General features: G+C 63.7%; 16 protein-coding genes. 3 read left to right on the forward strand and 13 right to left on the reverse strand.

The window, feature by feature from the left end:
- Window positions 1-36: 36 nt before the first annotated feature.
- Window positions 37-1737, forward strand: coding sequence for a vWA domain-containing protein (locus K8B33_RS08295; protein WP_223425496.1), 1701 nt, complete (start codon window positions 37-39; stop codon window positions 1735-1737).
- Here K8B33_RS08295 and ggt read toward each other — a convergent pair.
- The 5 genes from ggt to K8B33_RS08320 all read right to left on the reverse strand — a co-directional run bounded on the left by ggt (window position 1703) and on the right by K8B33_RS08320 (window position 7751).
- Window positions 1703-3448 (reverse strand): gamma-glutamyltransferase, encoded by a 1746-nt coding sequence (ggt, locus tag K8B33_RS08300; protein ID WP_223425497.1) that lies wholly within the window; start codon window positions 3446-3448, stop codon window positions 1703-1705. The two genes, K8B33_RS08295 and ggt, sit on opposite strands and share 35 nt — an antisense overlap.
- A gap of 18 nt (window positions 3449-3466) precedes the next feature.
- On the reverse strand, window positions 3467-3961 hold the full coding sequence (gene coaD / locus K8B33_RS08305; protein ID WP_223425498.1) for a pantetheine-phosphate adenylyltransferase: 495 nt from the start codon (window positions 3959-3961) through the stop codon (window positions 3467-3469).
- A 148-nt stretch (window positions 3962-4109) separates the two neighbouring features.
- The gene (locus K8B33_RS08310) at window positions 4110-5747 is read right to left on the reverse strand and encodes a GMC family oxidoreductase (RefSeq protein WP_223425499.1); all 1638 of its coding nucleotides are present in this window, start codon (window positions 5745-5747) and stop codon (window positions 4110-4112) included.
- Window positions 5744-6301 (reverse strand): Tat pathway signal protein, encoded by a 558-nt coding sequence (locus K8B33_RS08315; RefSeq protein WP_223425501.1) that lies wholly within the window; start codon window positions 6299-6301, stop codon window positions 5744-5746. The genes K8B33_RS08310 and K8B33_RS08315 overlap by 4 nt, the downstream gene beginning before the upstream one ends.
- A 7-nt stretch (window positions 6302-6308) precedes the next feature.
- Window positions 6309-7751, reverse strand: a complete 1443-nt coding sequence (locus tag K8B33_RS08320) for a coniferyl aldehyde dehydrogenase (RefSeq protein WP_223425504.1) — start codon at window positions 7749-7751, stop codon at window positions 6309-6311.
- A gap of 149 nt (window positions 7752-7900) precedes the next feature.
- Here K8B33_RS08320 and K8B33_RS08325 point away from each other — a divergent pair, with 149 nt between their 5' ends.
- Window positions 7901-8578 carry a TetR/AcrR family transcriptional regulator gene (locus tag K8B33_RS08325; protein ID WP_223425506.1) on the forward strand — a complete coding sequence of 226 codons (678 nt, stop codon included), beginning with the start codon at window positions 7901-7903 and terminating at the stop codon, window positions 8576-8578.
- Between the two features lie 32 nt (window positions 8579-8610).
- Here K8B33_RS08325 and K8B33_RS08330 read toward each other — a convergent pair whose 3' ends face one another.
- From K8B33_RS08330 to K8B33_RS08365, 8 genes are all read right to left on the reverse strand, one after another.
- Window positions 8611-9279 (reverse strand): sterol desaturase family protein, encoded by a 669-nt coding sequence (locus tag K8B33_RS08330; protein WP_223425508.1) that lies wholly within the window; start codon window positions 9277-9279, stop codon window positions 8611-8613.
- Window positions 9280-9436: 157 nt separating this feature from the next.
- Window positions 9437-10447 (reverse strand): hydrolase, encoded by a 1011-nt coding sequence (locus tag K8B33_RS08335; protein ID WP_223425511.1) that lies wholly within the window; start codon window positions 10445-10447, stop codon window positions 9437-9439.
- Window positions 10428-11228 carry a dienelactone hydrolase family protein gene (locus tag K8B33_RS08340; RefSeq protein WP_223425513.1) on the reverse strand — a complete coding sequence of 267 codons (801 nt, stop codon included), beginning with the start codon at window positions 11226-11228 and terminating at the stop codon, window positions 10428-10430. The genes K8B33_RS08335 and K8B33_RS08340 overlap by 20 nt, the downstream gene beginning before the upstream one ends.
- 13 nt (window positions 11229-11241) lie before the next feature.
- Window positions 11242-11859: a redoxin domain-containing protein gene (locus tag K8B33_RS08345; RefSeq protein WP_223425515.1), complete on the reverse strand. Its 618-nt coding sequence runs from the start codon at window positions 11857-11859 to the stop codon at window positions 11242-11244.
- A gap of 54 nt (window positions 11860-11913) precedes the next feature.
- Window positions 11914-14031: a protein-disulfide reductase DsbD family protein gene (locus K8B33_RS08350; RefSeq protein ID WP_223425517.1), complete on the reverse strand. Its 2118-nt coding sequence runs from the start codon at window positions 14029-14031 to the stop codon at window positions 11914-11916.
- 45 nt (window positions 14032-14076) lie between these two features.
- Window positions 14077-14658, reverse strand: a complete 582-nt coding sequence (rsmD, locus tag K8B33_RS08355; RefSeq protein ID WP_223425519.1) for a 16S rRNA (guanine(966)-N(2))-methyltransferase RsmD — start codon at window positions 14656-14658, stop codon at window positions 14077-14079.
- Window positions 14636-16087 (reverse strand): M16 family metallopeptidase, encoded by a 1452-nt coding sequence (locus tag K8B33_RS08360; protein WP_223425522.1) that lies wholly within the window; start codon window positions 16085-16087, stop codon window positions 14636-14638. The genes rsmD and K8B33_RS08360 overlap by 23 nt, the downstream gene beginning before the upstream one ends.
- Window positions 16080-17450, reverse strand: coding sequence for a M16 family metallopeptidase (locus tag K8B33_RS08365; protein ID WP_223425523.1), 1371 nt, complete (start codon window positions 17448-17450; stop codon window positions 16080-16082). The genes K8B33_RS08360 and K8B33_RS08365 overlap by 8 nt, the downstream gene beginning before the upstream one ends.
- A gap of 187 nt (window positions 17451-17637) precedes the next feature.
- On the opposite strand from K8B33_RS08365, the gene ftsY reads away from it, so the two are divergent.
- Window positions 17638-18729, forward strand: coding sequence for a signal recognition particle-docking protein FtsY (gene ftsY / locus K8B33_RS08370; protein ID WP_223425525.1), 1092 nt, complete (start codon window positions 17638-17640; stop codon window positions 18727-18729).
- The last annotated feature ends 12 nt before the right edge of the window (window positions 18730-18741 follow it).

Here is an 18741-nt window from a genome sequence, read left to right on the forward strand (position 1 = left end):
AAGGAAAAAAACAGAAAAACCTATCGGGGGTAAGCGGTGAAGGGGACAGGATATTTTTGCGTCGCGCTGGCAGCGCTGCTCGTGGGTTGCGGTGGTTCATCCAGTGGTGGCGGGGGCGTCACCTTTGCGCGTCCGGCGGTTCAGGCCTCAGGTCTGAACCCGGGGCAGACAGTGAGTGTCAGTCTCAACGGCGGGCAGGTGATCACCTTCACGAGCGACGGGCGTCAGGCATTCAGCGAGCAGTTGGCGAACGGGGACCGTTACAATCTGGCGATTACCGCGACTTCAGGGGGCGCTGATTGCCGATTCAGTAATGGCCAGTTGACGATTTCACGCACCACCGTTACCCAGGATACTCCGCTGACCTGTGGCGAGCCTGATCCTGGCGACCCGACTGACCCCACGGACCCGACTGACCCGGTGACGCCGACGGATCCCGACGGTGGAACGGGAGAACTGCGCCTTCTTATGGCGGCAGGTGCAGAGCCCTCCATGGTGTCCATGGCAATCCGTGTCGTGCGAGACAGTGGGCCTTACACCGGACCGATGAGTGCTTCTGACTTGCGCGTGCTGCGTGACGGGCTGGATGTGGCCGGAGGGGGCGAAGAGCATCTGCATCTGGAGTCCGATCCGGAAAAGCAGCGCGTCATCATCACGCATACGGACGCCAGTGAAAGCATGCGTCTGCACATTCCCGCGATTCAGAACGCTTTGCTGGATCTGCGCGCCTACACCCAGGGCGATTTCGATCATCGTCATTACTTTGCCGTGTTCGACAAAGGGCCAGAGACACGTTACATCTATCCGGCGGCCAATGATCTGACTGCAGACGCGTACCTGAATGGTGTGCTGCGCTACTACCTGCCTCCCGGTGGTGCTTATGAGCCAGGCTCTGATCTGAATAGTGCGATCATGAACGCGGCCTCCAGTTCCGGGGATACCGTGTCACCGGTGCACTACCAGACGCGTGATGCTGTGGTGATCACGGACGGTCAACACATGGCTGGCTCACTGGATGTGCAGGCTTTGCAACAGCGGCTTGTGGGCAGACGGGTCACCCTGGTCGGGTATGGTCCGGATGCGGACATGGCTGCGCTCAGGCTGATTGATCCGAATGCCGTCCATGTTTCCAGTGAAGCGGGTCTGATCGGCGTGCTGCGCGGTCTGGCTGATGCGCAAAATCAACGCGTGCAAGGGATTCGTCTGGTTCACCATGTTGTTGCGGAGACACAGCGCGCTGACAGTGAAACCTATTCACTGGAGTTGCTCGGCGGGTTGTGCACGACGACGACGGCGGACTGTTCCGCCAGCGCTACGGTGAGTGGTGCCGTCGGGACTAACAGAGGGACGCTGGTGAAGGCCGGTAATCGCGCACCCTTCAAAGGGGAGCTCACCAAGATCAAAGCGCTGCGCTGGGTTGATAACTGGCTCGGCGAATCCTGCCCTGGTACGGGTGAGTACGTATGGGCGATACGCACCGGGGAAGACGAGTTTACCCCCATCACGGAGGTTGCCGACTTCGAGGTGTACGATGCGGATGGCAACCTGGAGCACGAAGGGACAGCAGAAGAGCGTCATGTTTTCGCCCGGACGCCGCAAAGTGAGTATCTGCTGATGCGCCCGGGGCGTCAGGGCAATGTTGAGCTCTATGTCTCAGAGGGGGGGCAATTTCTGCTCCCGGGTTGCCGCTCAAGCGTGACCATTAATGCGCAGAAAGCGGATCCCTTCCAGGGGTAATCGCAGAAGCCCCCTCACCGCGTGGATCGGAGGCTGCCGAGACAGCACCCGATTCACGATGCCAGTGAATGGCATGCATGTCCCCATAGCCGCGGCCCACGGATTCCAGTGTGTGGCCGCGCACTTCCAGTTCTTTCGCCAGCGGCGAGTCCATTACCTCGGGTTCCACCTGCACGACGTCGGGTAGATACTGATGGTGGTAGCGCGGCGTGCTGACCCAGGCCGCCACGGGTTCCCCCGCCAGGGCTTGTTGAATGCCCAGCAACACCATCGTGATGATTCGACTGCCGCCCGGCGTGCCGAGGATGGCGACCTGATCATCCCATTCCACGAATGTTGGCGTCATGGATGACAACGGGCGCTTGCCTGGCGCAATGGCATTGGCTTCGCTGCCCACCAGGCCGTAGGCATTGGGCTTGCCCGGTTTGGCAGAGAAGTCGTCCATTTCGTTGTTCAGCAGAATTCCGGTGCCGGGCACAGTGAAACCGGAGCCAAACGGCAGGTTGATGCTGAGGGTGGCGGCCACCCGGTTGCCTTGCGCATCAATAATCGAAAAGTGTGTGGTGTGTGGCCCCTCGGGCTGATCCACAGGCTGTCCCAGTTCGGCGCTGGGGGTGGGCTGATCCAGACGGATGCTGCGGGCCAGGTCGCGGGCATGGTCCTGGCTGAGCAGGCGCTGCACGGGAATGTCGACGAAGTCCGGGTCGCCCAGATGGACGGCGCGATCGTAGTAGGCACGGCGCATGGCCTCGACGTTCAGGTGCGGTAGTAGCGCGGGGTCGATGTCACCGTCATTGAACTCCGCCAGGATGTTGAATATCTGCGCCAGCACGATACCGCCGGAAGATGGCGGCGGCGCGGAGACGATGCGGGCACCACGAAATTCGCTGACAAGGGGCTCGCGTTCAATAACCCGGTAATCCTTCAGATCCTGCAGATCCCAGATGCCGCCGGCAGCGCGCACGGCGCGCACTAGCTGCTGCGCCACCGGACCTTCGTAGAACCCGGCGTGGCCCTCTCGCCCGAGTTGGATCATCACGCGCGCGAGATCCGGCTGGCGAATGATGTGGCCCAGCGGCGGCACTTCGCCTTCATGCAGGAAAATGTCACGGGTGGGCGCAAAGTCCTGCATGGCACTTTCCCGGAAACCGGCGAGCATGCGGTAACGGGCGCTGACCTCGAAGCCTTCTTCTGCCAGTTGAATGGCCGGGGCCAGCGAGATGCTGAGCGGCAAGGCGCCATACTGTTCGGCCAGGTGTGCCAGTGCAGCGGCCTGCCCTGGAATGGCGGCCGCTGTGGGGCCGTTGATGGCATGGCCGCGTACCACATCGCCGTGGCTGTCCAGGTACATGTCCGCGCTGGCCCGGCCCGGTGCTCTCTCGCGGGCGTCCAGCATGGTCTGATAGCCGTCCTCGGCGCGGTGCAGGAGCCAGAAGCCACCGCCGCCCAGGCCGGAGCCGGCGGGCTCGACAACCCCCAGTGCAGCGGCGACGGCGATGGCGGCATCGAAAGCATTGCCGCCCAGGGACAGTATTGTCAGGCCGGCTTCTGTGGCCAGGGGATGTGCGCTGGCGATGGCGGCCGGATGTGTTTCCTGCGCGGAGGCGGTCGCAGTAAGGGGCGTGGTGGCCAGCCCCGTGGCGGAGAATGCCAGTAACAGCAGCAGGCACCTGCGCGTGACGGTGCGGCGAAAGAGAAGGATTTCAGCCATGGCGTCGACTCCTGACAGTTAGGCTCCAGAACGCTGCTTGCGCTTTTCCGTCAGTGCGGCGGCGACGGACTCAGGTACGAACTGAGAAATATCGCCGCCGAGCAAGGCAATCTCGCGGACCAGGCTGCTGGAGATGAAGGACAGATGTTCCGCCGGGGTCAGGAAAACCGTTTCCAGTTCCGGCGCCAGCTTGCGGTTCATGTTGGCGAGCTGGAATTCATATTCGAAATCAGAGACGGCGCGCAGACCCCGCAGCAGGATGTTGGCCTCCTGCTCCTGGCAGAAGAACGCCAGCAGTTTGGAGAAGCCGACAACCCGGACGTTGGGCAGGTGCGTCAGGCACTGCTCGGCAAGCGCCACGCGATGGTCGATATCGAACAGCGGCCCTTTCTTCTCGCTGTGGGCCACGGCAACGATCACTTCATCGAACATGGCGGAGGCGCGCTCCACCAGATCCTTGTGACCGTTGGTGATGGGATCGAAAGTGCCGGGATAGACGACGCGGTTGGTCATGGCAAGCCACTCACTGATTGGATAGCGGATCAAACAACAGATGATGCCGGGCAGCATACCGGATTCGGTGGCCGGCCTCACCCTGCCGTCTGTCCCGGGCCGGAACAGGACGGCGGGTGTGGCGGCAGAGGGGGTGGCGGACGGCGGGTCAGGCCGTTGCGGAGGCCGAAGGCGCCAGCTTTTCGGCAAGCCGGGAGGCGTTGCGGGCGGTGATGCTGTAGATGGTCAGCTGCGGATTGACGCCGAGGCTGGTGGGCAACACCGAGCCATCGAAGATATACAGATTCTTCAGATGGCGGTAACGGCCATCGCTGTCCGTCACGCACACGGTCTCGTCACTGCCCATGGCGCAGCCGCCCATCACGTGGGCGCTGCCCAGCGGCACGAAATGCGTGGCGTAGCGGTAACCCTCAATCGCGGTTTTCGCCTCTTGCCAGCTGGTGTGGTAGCGCGCGTCCGAGTGCCGGGCACGGGCTTTCTTGGCACCTGCGGCGAAATGCATCTCGACCTGGCTGAGCAGGCTGTGGCGCACGCCTTCCAGCAGATGCGCGCTGAGCGTGTAGTCCAGCACCGGTGAGCCGTCGTCACGCAGCTGTACATCGCCGCCAGGGCTCTGTTCATGGAAACCGTCACGCATCATGGCGATGGCCATGGACAGCTTCGGCAGCTCGCCCATTTCCTCGCGCAGCCGTTCGCCAGAGACATCCAGCAGCACTGATGTCACGCCGGGATGCACCGGCATCACCTCCAGCTTGTAGCCCATCTTGCCGGTGGCGCCGTCGCGCCAGGTGAATTCGTCAGAGTACAGGGATTGCGGCGCGCCGTAGTAACCGGCCACTTCATTGTCGTAAACGCCAAAGCCGGAACTGGTGACATGCAAGGTGGTGCGCTTGCCGACGCGCTTGTGCGGGTCCGGCACCGCGGAGCGCAGCAATAACCCCGGCGTGTTGATGCCACCGCCGGCGACGATAATGGTGGGCGCGCGTAACACGCAGCGGTGCCCGTTGGGCTGGCGGTCTTCGCCGAGCATACGGCACTGCACGGCGGTCACCCGGGTGCCATCATGGTCCAGGGATACGGCTTCCGTGCTGTGCACCAGCGTGGCGCCGGCTTTCATGGCTTCCGGCAGGGTGGTGACCAGCATCGACATCTTGGCGTTGGTGGGGCAGCCGGTGCCGCAGTACCCCAGGTTCCAGCAGCCATCAACATTGCGTGGAATGGTGTCCCAGTGCCAGCCGAGCTTTTCGGCGGCCTTGCGGATCACATCGTTATTGGCGTTGGGCGGCATGATCCAGCGGCTCACCTTGAGGCGCTTTTCCATGCGCTCGAACCAGGGGGCCATGTCCTGTGCGGACATGCCGGTCACGCCGAAGGTGTCCTGCCAGTGGTTCAGCGTCTGCTCCGGCGTGCGGAAACTGGAGGTCCAGTTGACCACGGTGGTGCCGCCGACCGCGCGCCCCTGCAGAATCGAGATCGCGGCATCCTTGCTGGTGCGGGTGGCGCCCTCCTGGTACAGGTCCCGGTAGGCCTCGCCTTCGTTCATGTTGAACTGATTCGAGCTTTTCAGACGGGCCGCCTCGACCATGATGACGCGCAGCCCGGCCTGGCTGAGAATTTCGGCGCTGACGCCGCCGCCTGCGCCGGTACCGACGATGATCACATCGGCATCCAGTGTCAGGTCTTCGCTGGCGGCGGCGCCGTCAATGACGTCCCAGCCTGCGGCAATGCCCTGCTCCCAGGGATCGGCGATGTTGCGAATGGCCAGTGTGGAAAGATCCTGGATCATGCGGCAAGTACCTTCTTCGGTGGTCCGGGATAGCCGGTACTGCGGGCGCCCTCTTCCGTGAGATACCAGGCCCACAGCAGCGGCTGGCTGATGGCCCGCAGGGAAAGGCGTGAGAGTTCGTAGTTGCGCTGCTGCCACTGCGTGACCGTCTCGGTCAGCTCGGCCGTGCTCTGGTTACCGAAATGACGCCAGCTGCCGGTGAAGAACCGGCGCATGGGAGCGACTTGCAGCGCATCCAGTAGCTGGTGCAGATCGGCAATGGCGCCCGGCGCAGCGGAATCGAGCAATTGATCCATGCCGTGCAGGGTGTGTTCGATATTGTCATCAGTGGGATCGAAAGCACCGACCAGCAGTACCGGCACCAGTGGGCGCAGCAGTGTCAGGTCGGCATCCCGCAGTTGGCGATAGCCGCTGGCGGGCGTGGTGTTGCTGGCGCAGCCGCTGACTGTGGCCAGGGTGGCGCCGGAGGCGACCACCGCTGAACCGATCAGGCCGAAGCGAATAAACGCGCGCCGGCTTTCATTGGCCGGGGCTTGCCCGGCGATGTTGTTCATGCGTGCCTCACTTCATCAGGAACTTGTAGATGAAGTTGTGCATGCGATTACCGAACGGCGGCAGGATATTGCGGGTGGCGTTGATACGTCCCTTGCGGAATACGCCCTTGCCCTTGCTGAAGGTAAAGAAACCTTCCGGGCCGTGATAATGCCCCATGCCGGAATCGCCGATACCGCCGAAGGGAATGTCATCGATGCCGACGTGGCTCATGGTGTCGTTCAGGCAAGCGCCACCGGAATGGGTGTGCGTCATGACGTAATTGGCGCGTTCGCTGTTCCAGTCAAAATAGTACAGCGCCAGCGGACGCGGACGGTCATTGACGAAATTGATGGCCTGGTCGATGTCGTCATAGGGATGCACGATCATCAGCGGGCCGAAGATTTCGTCCTGGGCGATCTTCATGTCGTCGGTGACATCCAGCACCAGCGTAAAGGGCATCTTGCGGGTGCTGCTGAAGTCTTCATTGCCCGGATTGACCTCGACGACGCGTGCGCCTTTGGCGCGGGCGTCAGCCAGGTAGCCTTGCAGGCGTTGATACTGGCGGTCGTTGATGACGCTGGTGACATCCTGATTGTTCACCATGGTCGGGTACATGCTGCCGACCTGAGCACCGAAAGCGTCAATGAACTCATCCACGCGTGAGCGTGGGCACATGACGTAATCCGGAGCAACGCAGGTCTGGCCCGCGTTGAAGCATTTGCCGAAGGCGATGCGTTCCACCGCGTCCTGCATCGGGAAGTCCGGGCCGATGATGGTCGGGCTCTTGCCGCCCAGCTCCAGGGTAACCGGTGTCAGGTTCTCGGCGGCAGCGCGCATGATGTGACGCCCCACGGAGGTAGAGCCGGTAAACAGCAGATGATCAAACGGCAGCTTCGAAAACGCCGCGCCGACTTCCACTTCACCGTTGACCACGGCCACATGGTCGGCGCTGAAGGTCTTGCCGATCAATTCTTCCAGCAGCGCGCCGGCATGGGGGGTGGCCTCGCTCATCTTGATCATCACCCGGTTGCCGGCAGCGAGCGCCGCCAACAGTGGGCCGATGGCCAGGTACAGCGGATAGTTCCAGGGCACGATCACGCCGACGACGCCGACCGGCTGATAGATCACCTGGGCGGAGCCGGGGAAACCCATGCTGCCGGTCTTGCGCTTTTGCGGTTTCATCCACTTGCGCAGGCGCTTGCTGTAATACTTGATGCCTTCCAGGCTGGTCAGGACCTCGGCAATTTTTGTTTCATCCGGGGAGCGGCTGCCGAAGTCCTTGTTCAGGGCATCGGTAATGCGGTCAAGGTTGTCCAGCAGCATCGGCTTGAGACGCGCCAGATGTTCCTTGCGCTCTTCCGCTGATGGGTAAGGGTGCCGGCGGAAGGCGGCCTTCTGTTGTTCGAACAGTGATTGCAGATGGCTGGTGTCTTCTTGCTGACCGTGCATAGTCTTGACTTCGGCGACCATGATGCGCCTCCCTGGGTTTGAAGCCGGGCCTCGGCGTGTCCGCGGCCCGTGGATTGGGGGATATTGTTGTACTCGATTCTTAGAGCAATTACTCTAACTGTCAATCAGCTTCCTGTTAACCGGTTTTCCCGCCCAATTTTTGGCTCGATATGACTAGCACCCGCGAACGCATTCTTGAAACCAGTCTGATGCTCTTCAACCGTGACGGGGAGCGCAATGTGACCACCAATCACATTGCGGAGGCGTTGGGGATCAGCCCGGGCAATCTGTACTACCACTTCCGCAACAAGGCCGACATCGTCTTCAGCCTGTTCGAGCGTTACGAGCAGATCGTGACCGGCTTCCTGAGCGTGCCGGAGGATCGGCCGCTGACCTGGGAAGACAAGATCGGCTACTTCGAGGCGATTCTGGAGAGCATGTGGGGCGCGCGCTTCTTTCACCGGGACCTGGGGCATCTGCTGAATCAGGACGCGCGTCTGCGCGAGCGTTACGGGGTCTTTGTCCGGCAAAGTCTGGATCGTGGCCTGCTGGTGTATGAGGGCTTGCGCCGCTCGGCACTGATGGATGCCAGTGATGAGACCCTGCGTGCCCTGCTGGTCAATACCTGGGTGCTGGCGGCGTCCTGGGCCAGTTTCGTCCACAGCCTGGTATCGCCGGCCCGGCAGAATGAAGCGCTGGACCGCACCCTGTTGCGCCAGGGCATCTATCAGATCATCTGCCTCGAGGCGCCCTACCTGCGCGGCGAGGCACAATCCCACCTGGCAATGATGAAGGCCCGCTACAGTGACCAGGGCACCGACACCATGGCGTTGCTGTTCGGCGCTTGAGGCCAGCTCCGTTCAGGCGTTCAGGCAGGCGTTCAGGCGGCGCGGCCTTCGTCAGCCGATGTGTCGGCGGCGCCCTGTTTCTGCCGGGCTGCTTTCTCGGCCTCCTGGCGCTGGCGCTCATCCAGACGCCGGAAAGCACCAGGAAAAGCCTTGCGACACAGTCGATTGAACGGCTTCTCGATCACCTTTGGCAGAGGAATGCCGAGCGGATTTGATTCCATCAGGTCCGGGCTGGAGACGACCCGGGTGCCCATGATGTAGTCGAACCAGGGCCGGGTGACGCACCAGTTGGCGTCCTGATTGGTGTTCATGTGGTGGTCAAAATGCCACGGAATGCGCTTCTTGCCCCACTCGGGGTCCAGGTGCGAACGCCGGTGCACATAAAAGTAACGCCCGGCGGCGTAGTAGGTGCCCAGGGTGAAGAAAGGCGCCACCGGGAACACCAGGGTGGTCGCCGCCGTCAGCGCCAGCAACGACACCACCTCATTGCGGGTCCGCCAGTTGGACAAGCCTTCGGCGTAGCCGAGATCCTCGTAGTCCGAGGTGCGCACGATCTTGTGATGTGCCCAGTGGCTTTTCATGGAGCGGGGTACCGGGCTGTAGCGGCCCTGGCCCTTGCGTGGTGTGCCGTGCAGCACATATTTGTGCGCATACCACTCAAAGCCGTTGGCAAATACGAGCGCGATGGGGAATCCGATCATGACGAGGGCCTCGCTGTCTGGAGCGTCTTATTCTGGAATGTCCTGTCATGGTGGCCCATGGCCGGGGAAGCATATTGACGCTTGGCGCCGTGTTTTTGACATATTGCGCCAGTTTGCGGGGGCTTTTGCAGGGACTTTGCAGGGGCTTTTGCAGGGACTATAACCAGGGCGCGAAGAATGCAGGAATGCGTTGTTCCAGCCAATAAACCGGCGCGTTGAGGTGGCCCGCCACAAAGCCCACATGACCGCCGTGGGGGCTGATTTCCAGCTGCACCGCCTGGCTCACCGTGTCTGATGTGGGCACCACCGCCGGCGTCATGAAAGGATCGTCTGTGGCATGGATCAGCAGGGTGGGGGTGCGAACAGCTGTCAGCCTGGGGCCGGCGCTGCAGCGGTCGTAGTAATCATCAGCGCCGGCAAAGCCATGCAGTGGCGCGACAATATAGTCATCGAAATCACGAAAGGTGCGGACGCCATCCAGGTGGCCGAGGGCCTCCAGGCGTCGGGCCTGCGCCGGTGCGACCTGGCGCAGATGCGTTTTCTTGGCGTCCAGTTGCTGCAACAACTCGCGCAGCAGGCGGTTGCGGTAAACGCGCGCGACGCCGCGGTCGAGTTGCGCGGAACACAACGCCAGTTGCAACGGGACTGACACTGCAACGGCCGCAGGGATGCAACGTGCCGGGGTGTCGGCGAGGTAATTCAGAAGACGGCTGCCGCCAAGAGAGTAGCCCACCGGCAGAATGACGCCGCCCGGATTGCGCGTGCGCAGGTCGCTGATCACATCATGCAGGTCTGCGGTTTCGCCCGCGTGGTAGATGCAGGCGCGGTCATTGTGCCGGTGCGCGGTGCCCCGCGCGTTCATGACAACGCTGGTAACGGATTGTGCGGCCAGGCAGGTCTGCAATCCGCGCGCATAGTGAGAGTCATAACAGCCGGACAGGCCGTGCAGGATCAGCACGATGGGCCTGCCCTGGCGCGGTGTGGGCCCCGCCCAGGTCAGCCACAGATGATCGCCGTCCCTGAGGGCCAGTTTCTCCTGGCGCTGCTGTAAGGGCGGGTGATTACGCCACAACGGCCCCCACACCGTCTGCAGGTGGCGTGAGCGCAGCAGTGGGTGGGGCCGGAAGGGCTCGGCCCCGAGTGGTGTTTCAGCGTTCGAATTGCTCATCAAGAAACAGATTCATCTGGTCGAAAGCGCGGCCGGCAACCCGGGCATTGTATTCGGCTTCGCCAGGCGCATTGGCAGTGGGGTCCGTGAAAGAGTGCACGGCACCGCCATAGCTGACAAGCTGCCAATCCACCTCTGCGTTGCGCATTTCGGCTTCGAAGGCGCGCACTTGCTCCGCCGGCACATAAGGGTCATCGGCGCCATGCAGGACCAGCACCGGCGCGCGGATGGCGCGGGCGTCTTCCGGGTCCGGCGTGTCGAGATTGCCATGGAACGAGACAACGCCGCCGACATCGGCGCCTGCGCGGGCCAGTTCCAGCACCGAGCCGCCGCCGAAACAGAAGCCGACAGCGCCGATCTTGTGGGCCTGCATCGGCACCTGCTGCTGTGTGCGCAGCACGTCCAGCGCGGCCAGGGCGCGCTGGCGCTGCAAGGCACGGTCACCGCGCACGGCGCCAGCGGCGGCGGCCGCTTCTTCCGTGTTGCTTGGCCGTATATCACGGCCATACATGTCCGCGACAAAGACGACGTAGCGGGTGCCGGCTACGCGCGCAGCCTTGCGTGCGGCATTGTCTGTCGGCCCCATCCAGTTGGGCACCATCAGCAGGCCCGGACGGGGTGTCGTGACGCTGTCGTCGTAGACCAGCATGCCCTCGAACGGCTGGCCGTCGATGTCGTAGGCCACCTTGCTGGTCACGATGTCAGCATGACTCGCGCCGCTGGTGCCCAGCGCGGCGCTGCAAAGCAGGGATGTTGCGGCAATCAGCGGGACGGCTTTCATGCGGGTTCCTCGATCAGTATTTAATAGTGCAGCCATAGGGCCGCGTGACAGCCCGGCTGACGTCTTCACCGTCCAGTACCGCGCTGGCGGCGTGGGCCAGATAAGGCGTGGCGTCGGGGATGTCTGCCGGATCTGCACTGGGGTTGCTGTCGATGCCGCCCATGTAACGCAGTATGCCTTCGCCGTCGATGACATACATGTGCGGTGTCGTGCGGGCGTCGTAGGCGCGGCCCATGTCGCCGCTTTCATCCAGCAACACGGCGCTGGGGGCGGCCTGGCGCTCCCGGGTCAGGCGATCGGCATCCTCTGCGGACACGTGGCCCTGCTTGCCCGGCGCGGAGGAGATGACCGTGAGCCAGACGGCACCGGCCTCTGTATAGCGGCGCTGCAGGGTTTGCATGTTGTCGCTGCCGTAGTGCTTCACCACAAACGGGCACTCATGATTGGTCCACTCCAGAATGACGGTCTGTCCGGCGAAATCATCCAGCGAGTGAGTGGTGCCTGCTGTATCGGCCACGCTGAACGCTGGCGCGGGCTCACCGACTTTGGGGGCGGCCAGCGCGGTCAGGGGCAGTGTGGCGGCCAGCAACAGTGTTGCGGTGCCGCTGAGTATCCGGGAAATGCGTGTCATCAACCGTGTCTCCTTTTTACTGAATGTGTGTCGTGAGCGGCGTGGCACTGTGCATCACGGTGCGCCAGCGGCCTCGGCCAGCGCATCGCTCACCAGCGCAGGTGTCAGCACCTGCGGCAGGATGCGTGGTGCGCCGCCGTCTCGCGGGTAGAGCACATACAATGGCACACCGTTGCGGCCATAACCGGCAAGATAATCCGTGATGGCCGGGTCCTGTCGCGTCCAGTCCCCCTTGAGATAGGTAACGCCATGGGTCGTCAACGCCTCGCGAACGGTGTGCGTGTCCAGTGCCACCCGCTCGTTGGCGAGGCAGGTGATGCACCAGTCGGCGGTCATGTTGACCAGCACCGGCTCACCCTCGGCACGCAGTGCCGCGAGCGTCTCGGCCGACCAGGCGCGCGCGTGGCCCGTGCCGTTGCCCGCGGTCGGGGCCACGGATTGCGTGGCACTCCACAGCGGCCATACGGCCAGTAGCAGCAAGGCAGCGGCGGCGATCCGCTTGTTGCGGCTGCCCTGCTGCTGGGCGACACCCCACAGCCACAGGGCCAGCGCCAGCACCACCAGCCCCGCGAGCGCGAGCGCCATGCCGTCGGCGCCAGTCTGGCGGCCCAGCACCCACAAGAGCCAGACGCTGGTCAGGAAAAGCGGGAACGCCATGGCCTGTTTGAACGTCTCCATCCAGGCGCCGGGCCTGGGCAATGCCCGGGCCAGTGCGGGAATGAAGCCGATCAACAGAAAAGGCAGCGCCAGACCAAGCCCCAGCGCGGCAAAGACAGACAAGGCCACCGGCGCAGGCTGGGTAACGGCATAGCCCAGGGCGGTGCCCATGAAAGGCGCGGTGCAGGGGCTGGCGACGATCACCGCCAACACGCCGGTGAAAAAACTGCCGAAGAGACCACTGCTGTGGGTCAGCCGCTGGCCGACACCCATCCAGCCCGCGCCGAGTTGCACCATGCCGGTGAGGCCCAGCCCCAGCGCAAACATCAGAGACGCCAGGGCGCCGACCACCGGCGGGCTTTGCAACTGGAAGCCCCAGCCAAGGGCCGCGCCCCCGGCGCGCAGGGCCAGCAGCAGGCCGGCGATGGCGATAAAGCACAGCAATATGCCGGCGGTGTACGCCAGCGCATGCCCGCGATGCGCGCTGCCCTGCGTCAGGCTGAGCGCCTTCAGGGACAACACCGGGAACACGCAAGGCATGAGATTGAGCAGCACGCCGCCGCCCAGCGCCAGCAGCAAGGCCAGCCACAGGCCGGTGGGTGCTGGTGCACCGGCGACCTCACCGGCCTCAGCGACCAGGGCGTTGTTGCGCGCGTCCAGCAGCCAGGCGCTGGCGCTGGCGCCCGGCGGGTCGTGGCGCAACACGGCAGCGAAGCGCCCGGGTGTCTGGTTGAAATAAAGATTGAGGGGCTGGCGGATGACCAGCGCCCCCGCCTCGCGGGTCACGCTCTGGGGTTCTGCGTGCTCGACCAGCTCTGCCGCGCCGGCGAAGAAATGCAGATCTGTGGTCGGCAGATCGTCCGGCGCCTGAATGCGCACTTCCAGGTAGGTGTCGTGGATGACGAAGCGCGTCGGCCAGTCTGCCGCCTGCGGTTGGCTGTCGCGGCCCTGGCGAAACAACGCCGTGTGCGGTGACAGCTCACTGATATCCGCCACCGGCAGAGTCAGGGACAGGGAGGCACTGCCGGGGATGCATTCGGCTTCACACACCAGCCAGCTGGCATCGGCGGTCAGCGCAAACGTGTCGGTGTCCGCGCCGAGATCTGCGGGCACGGTAATGTCGGTCAGTAACAGGGTGTCGCCCTTGAAGCCGTAGTTGACCAGGTGTTCAACGGCGATGCTTTCCGGTGTCGGCCACTGAATGCCGTCGGCGCTGGCGCCCTCGGGCAGAGTCCAGTTGATGCGCGTCTCCAGGCCGGAGTCGCCCGGATTCAGCCAGTAGGTGTGCCAGCCTTCGTCGGGTTGCAGTCGCAGCGCCACGGTCAGGGTGTCGCCGGGGGCCACGGCACTGACGTCGCTGAACAGTTCGGCCTGAATATGCGGCTGGCTGACGCTGCCGGAGCGGGCCGGATCGCTGGCGCTGGCCGCAGCGGAAAGCGCAACGGAAAGCAGGGCCGCGCACAGCGCCAGGCAAGTCGTCAGAGCGTGAGCGATGATCCGGCGTTGATGAGGCATAGCGCTTGCTCGTTATGGTTGCGACAGTCAGAGTGGTTGCGACGGTCAGATCTGTTTGTAAAGCCGGGCGCGCACGTCGCCGCCCTCCTTTTCCTTTTCCAGTATCCAATGGGCCGGAACCGTCGGGGCGGGGTCATGGCGCCGGGATTCAACATAAACCAGAGCGCCCGCGCTGAGCCAGCCGGGGGCGTCGAGTGCCGCGCAGGCGCTCCCTGCCAGGCCCAGATCATAAGGTGGATCGACGAACACCAGATCGAAGGGCGTGGCGGGCGTTTCGCGCTGCAGCCATGTCAGCGCGTCGGCACACTGGATATGAATGCGGGTGTCGAAGATCGGCTTCAGCTGGCGCGACAGGTCTGCGGCGCGCTCCCGTTTCTTCTCCACCAGCACGGCATGGCCGGCGCCCCGCGACAGCGCTTCGGCGCCGAGCACGCCTGAACCGGCAAACAGATCCAGCACCCGGCGTTGGTGCAGCCCGTAGTGCTGCAACCAGTTGAACAGGGTTTCGCGCATGCGGTCACCGCTGGGGCGCAGGTCGCCGCCCTGGTCGATGAAATGCAGACGGCGACCACGGTGGGTGCCGCCGATGATGCGCACACTGCCCTTACTGGTCGCCACGGGCGCCATCCTCGTCCTCGGGCAACCGTGCTTCCGGCTGACGTGGGCCGATACTGGCGATCACGACCCGCTGCGGATCAAGGTGGCGGCGCAGGGCGTCGCGAATCTGCGCAGGCGTCACCGCAGCGATATCACGCTGGAATCGGTCCATGTAATCCAGCGGCAGATCGTAGAAGCCCATGGAGCCAAGTTGGCCGACAATCGCGCTGTTGGAGGCGGTGCTCATGGCGAAACTGCCGGTGAGATAGTCCACCGCCAGCTCAACCTGTTCTGCGGTGGGGCCGTCAGCGACAAAATCTGCCAGCAGATCCAGCGTCAGGCCGAGCGCTTCGTCCGCATTGCTGTTGGCGGTTTGCAGCGCGATGGTGAAGGGCGCGGCCGCCGCCATGGGCGACAGGGAGGAACTGACGCCGTACACCAGCCCGCGCTTCTGCCGCACTTCGTCCATCAGGATGGCGTTGAAACCGCCGCCACCGAAAATATGGTTGCCCACGTACAGCGCGACATAGTCTTCATGGTCCCGGCGCACCAGCTGCGTGCCGATATGGATATGGGTCTGGGACGACGCGAAATCCACGTGGGTCTGTGTCTTCTCGCCGGGAATGGCCGCCTGCGGCAGCGCCGGGGCGCGCTCGCCGGCCGGCAGGGCGTCACTGAGTTGCTCGGCAATCTGCCGCGCCTCGTCCTCTTTCACTGCGCCGACAAGGGCAATCACGGCATTGCCGGCGGTGTAGTAGCGCTGATAGAACGCGGCAACGGCTTCCGGCGTGATGCGCGGCAGGCTCTCCGGCGAACCACCGGCATGGATGCCGTAGGGGTGCGCGCCGAACAGGGCGTTGTTATAGGCCCGGGCGACTTGCGGGCCGGGCACCTGTTGCTGCATCAGCAGACTCTGCAGCATCTGCGTGCGGATGCGTCCCAGAGCATCTTCCGGAAAATCCGGGCTGCGCAGGATGCGTGTCGCCAGTGCCAGCGCGGGTGTGCGGAATTCGTCATCGCTGAGGGTGGTCAGGCTGACCAGCCCCATGTCCCGGTGACTGCTGGTGCCGAAACGTGCCCCCATATCCTCGAATTCGCGGGCGATATCGTCCACATCAAGGCCGTCTGCGCCCTGATCCAGCAGCGCATTGGTGAGGCTGGCCAGGCCCGCCAGATCATCGTCCCGGGCGCTGCCGGCATTGAATACCAGGCGCACGTCGAGCATGGGCAGCTGATCGGTGTGGACGAACAGCACGCGGCTCCCGGCGTCGGTCTGCCATTGCTGTATCGACAGTTCGCGGCGACCCGGTTCGGCGGCACGGACTTCCGCCAGCGAGGTGGGGAAGTGCGCCGCGTCGGTTTGTGCCTGTGAGGACGTTGCGGGCCAGTTGATGACAAAAGCCAGCGCGATGAGCGCGAGCACGGCGCACAGTGCGATGAAAAAACGGCGGTCACTCATCAGCTGTCTCCTGCGCTGTGTCTGGTGCAACGTGCGGCTCGACAAAAGCCACCGCACGACGTTCGCGGGTGAGATAGCGGCGCGCCACCGCGCTGACGTCTTCCGGGGTGACGGCCGCCAGGGCCTCGGCCATGCCGGCACGCAGGCGCCAGTCGATGCCCAGCACAGACAGATAGCCCAGCTCCATCGCTTGCCCGAACAGGGAGTCCTGCCCGAAAACATGGCTGGAAAGCACCTGGGCGCGCACGCGATCCAGCTCCGCGACGTCCGGCGGCGTTTCGACAATAGCGCGTATTTCTGCTTCGACGGCGGCTTCCAGTTGATCCAGGCTGGTGCCCGGTGTGGGAGTGCCACTGACGATAAAGGCGCCGTCGCCCCGGGCGAGGCCGCGATAGTTGGCGCTGACACCTGCGGCCAGGCGCGGCCCGCGCACCAGATTACGCTGAAAACGTGCGCTGCGGCCGCCGTCCAGAATGCCGCTGAGCATGCTCAGGGCGTAAAACTCGTGGGTGTCTTCGGCGGTCAGCAGCGAGGGCAGGTTCCAGCCCATATACAGGGTTGGCACCTGGACCGGCATGACCAGATTCAGGCGGCGCTCCCCGGCGATGTCGGCTTGCCGGGGTTCTGGCCGGGCGGGCACATCGCGGGCCGGGATGGCGCCAAAGAAGCGCTCCGTGAGAGCGCGCACTTCATCAACGTCCACATCACCCGCCACGACCAGTGTGGCGTTGCCGGGCATGTACCAGCGCTCATACCAGTGCTCGGCCATTTCCGGTTGATACTGCTGTATCTCCTGGCGCCAGCCGATGATCGGGTGGGCATAGCCCTGGCCGGGGCTGAGAATGCCGGTGAATTTTTCCCAGGCCAACGCGTTGGGATTGTCGTCGGTGCGCTGGCGCCGCTCTTCAAGCACCACCTGCAGCTCGCGAAAGAATTCATCATCGTCGATGCGCAAATGGGCCATGCGCTCGGCTTCCAGCTCCAGCGCCAGGGGCAGGCGCGTCGCCTCGTACTGCTGGTAATAGCCGGTGTACTCGTAGGCGGTAAAGGCGTTCGACTGGCCGCCGAAACGGGCCACGAGACTGGAGTAATCCCCCGGCGACAGGTGTTTGGTGTCCTTGAACAGCATGTGCTCGAGCATGTGGCTGATGCCGGTCATGCCCGGCGGTTCGTCAATGCTGCCGACCTTGTACCACACCATGACCACGGCGACCGGGGCGCGGTGGTCTTGCCGCACCAGCACGCGCAGGCCGTTATCGAGCGTGAATTCATGTGTCGGCGGCACCAGATCGGCGGACCAGACGCTGGTGGGCAGGCACAGCGTTGTTGCCAGCGCGAGGAGGCGCAGTCCGCGTAACGTCAAAAGGCGTATCATCGAGTGCATGACAGGGGCTGGCCGGGTGTGGCGGGTTGTTCGCATCAGCATCAAATAGGACTCGTCTCTTCAATATGTCTCAGTGTGGCCGTGTGCCGCTGCATTTCTCTGCCTGAGGCGGGATGATAGGATAGCGCGGCCTCCATACCATCACCACACAGTGGAAAGACCCGGCATGACTGATGAAGTTTCCAGCAAACCTGATTCCGACAAGGACGATGAGCGCAAGGACGGGGGGCTGTTCTCCCGCATGTTCCGTCGTCGGCAGGATGAGGCGGATAACGCAGCCGACAGCGTAGCACCTGCACCGTCGGCGGCTGGTGAATCATCGCAGGAGGAGAACCTCTGGACGCGGATGAAAACCGGGCTGGGCAAAACGCGCCAGAATTTCGGCAAGGGCCTGGCAGACCTGCTGGTGGGCGCCAAGGAAATTGATGACGAGATTTTCGAAGAGATTGAAACCCAGCTGCTGGTCGCCGATGTCGGGGTGGAAGCCACCGATACCATCGTTAATGCCCTGACAGAACGGGTCGGCCGCCAGGAACTGGTGGATGCCGATGCCTTGTATGACGCGCTGCAGGAAGAACTGCGGCGGCTGCTGATGCCAGTGAACAAACCCCTGGTGATCGAACCGGACAAGAAACCCTACGTGATCCTGATGGTTGGCGTGAACGGCGTTGGCAAGACCACGACGATCGGCAAGCTGGCCAAACGGCTGCGCAACGACGGCAAGTCCGTGATGCTGGCAGCGGGGGACACTTTCCGTGCCGCCGCGGTAGAGCAGCTTCAGGTGTGGGGCGAGCGCAACGATATTCCGGTGATTGCACAGCACACCGGCGCGGACTCCGCCTCGGTGATCTTCGATGGCGTGCAGGCGGCGGTATCGCGGGGCGTGGATGTCCTGATTGCGGATACCGCAGGCCGGCTGCATACCCGCGGCAACCTGATGGAGGAACTCAGCAAGGTGGTGCGGGTGATGAAGAAGCTGATCCCCGACGCGCCCCACGAAGTGCTGCTGGTGCTGGATGCCGGCACCGGCCAGAATGCCATCAACCAGGCGCTGGAGTTCCGCAAGGCGGTAGGCGTCACCGGGTTGGCACTGACCAAGCTGGATGGCACCGCCAAAGGCGGCATTCTGTTCGCGCTGGCACAACGCACCGGTCTGCCGATCCGCTTTATCGGCGTGGGTGAAAAGCTCGAGGACCTGCGGCCGTTTGATGCCGAGGAATTTGTTCAGGCGCTGTTTGAGGATGTCACCGGGGCTTAGTCCGGGTGCGGA

It is taken from the genome of Alcanivorax limicola (assembly GCF_019931215.1).
Lineage (GTDB): Bacteria > Pseudomonadota > Gammaproteobacteria > Pseudomonadales > Alcanivoracaceae > Isoalcanivorax > Isoalcanivorax limicola.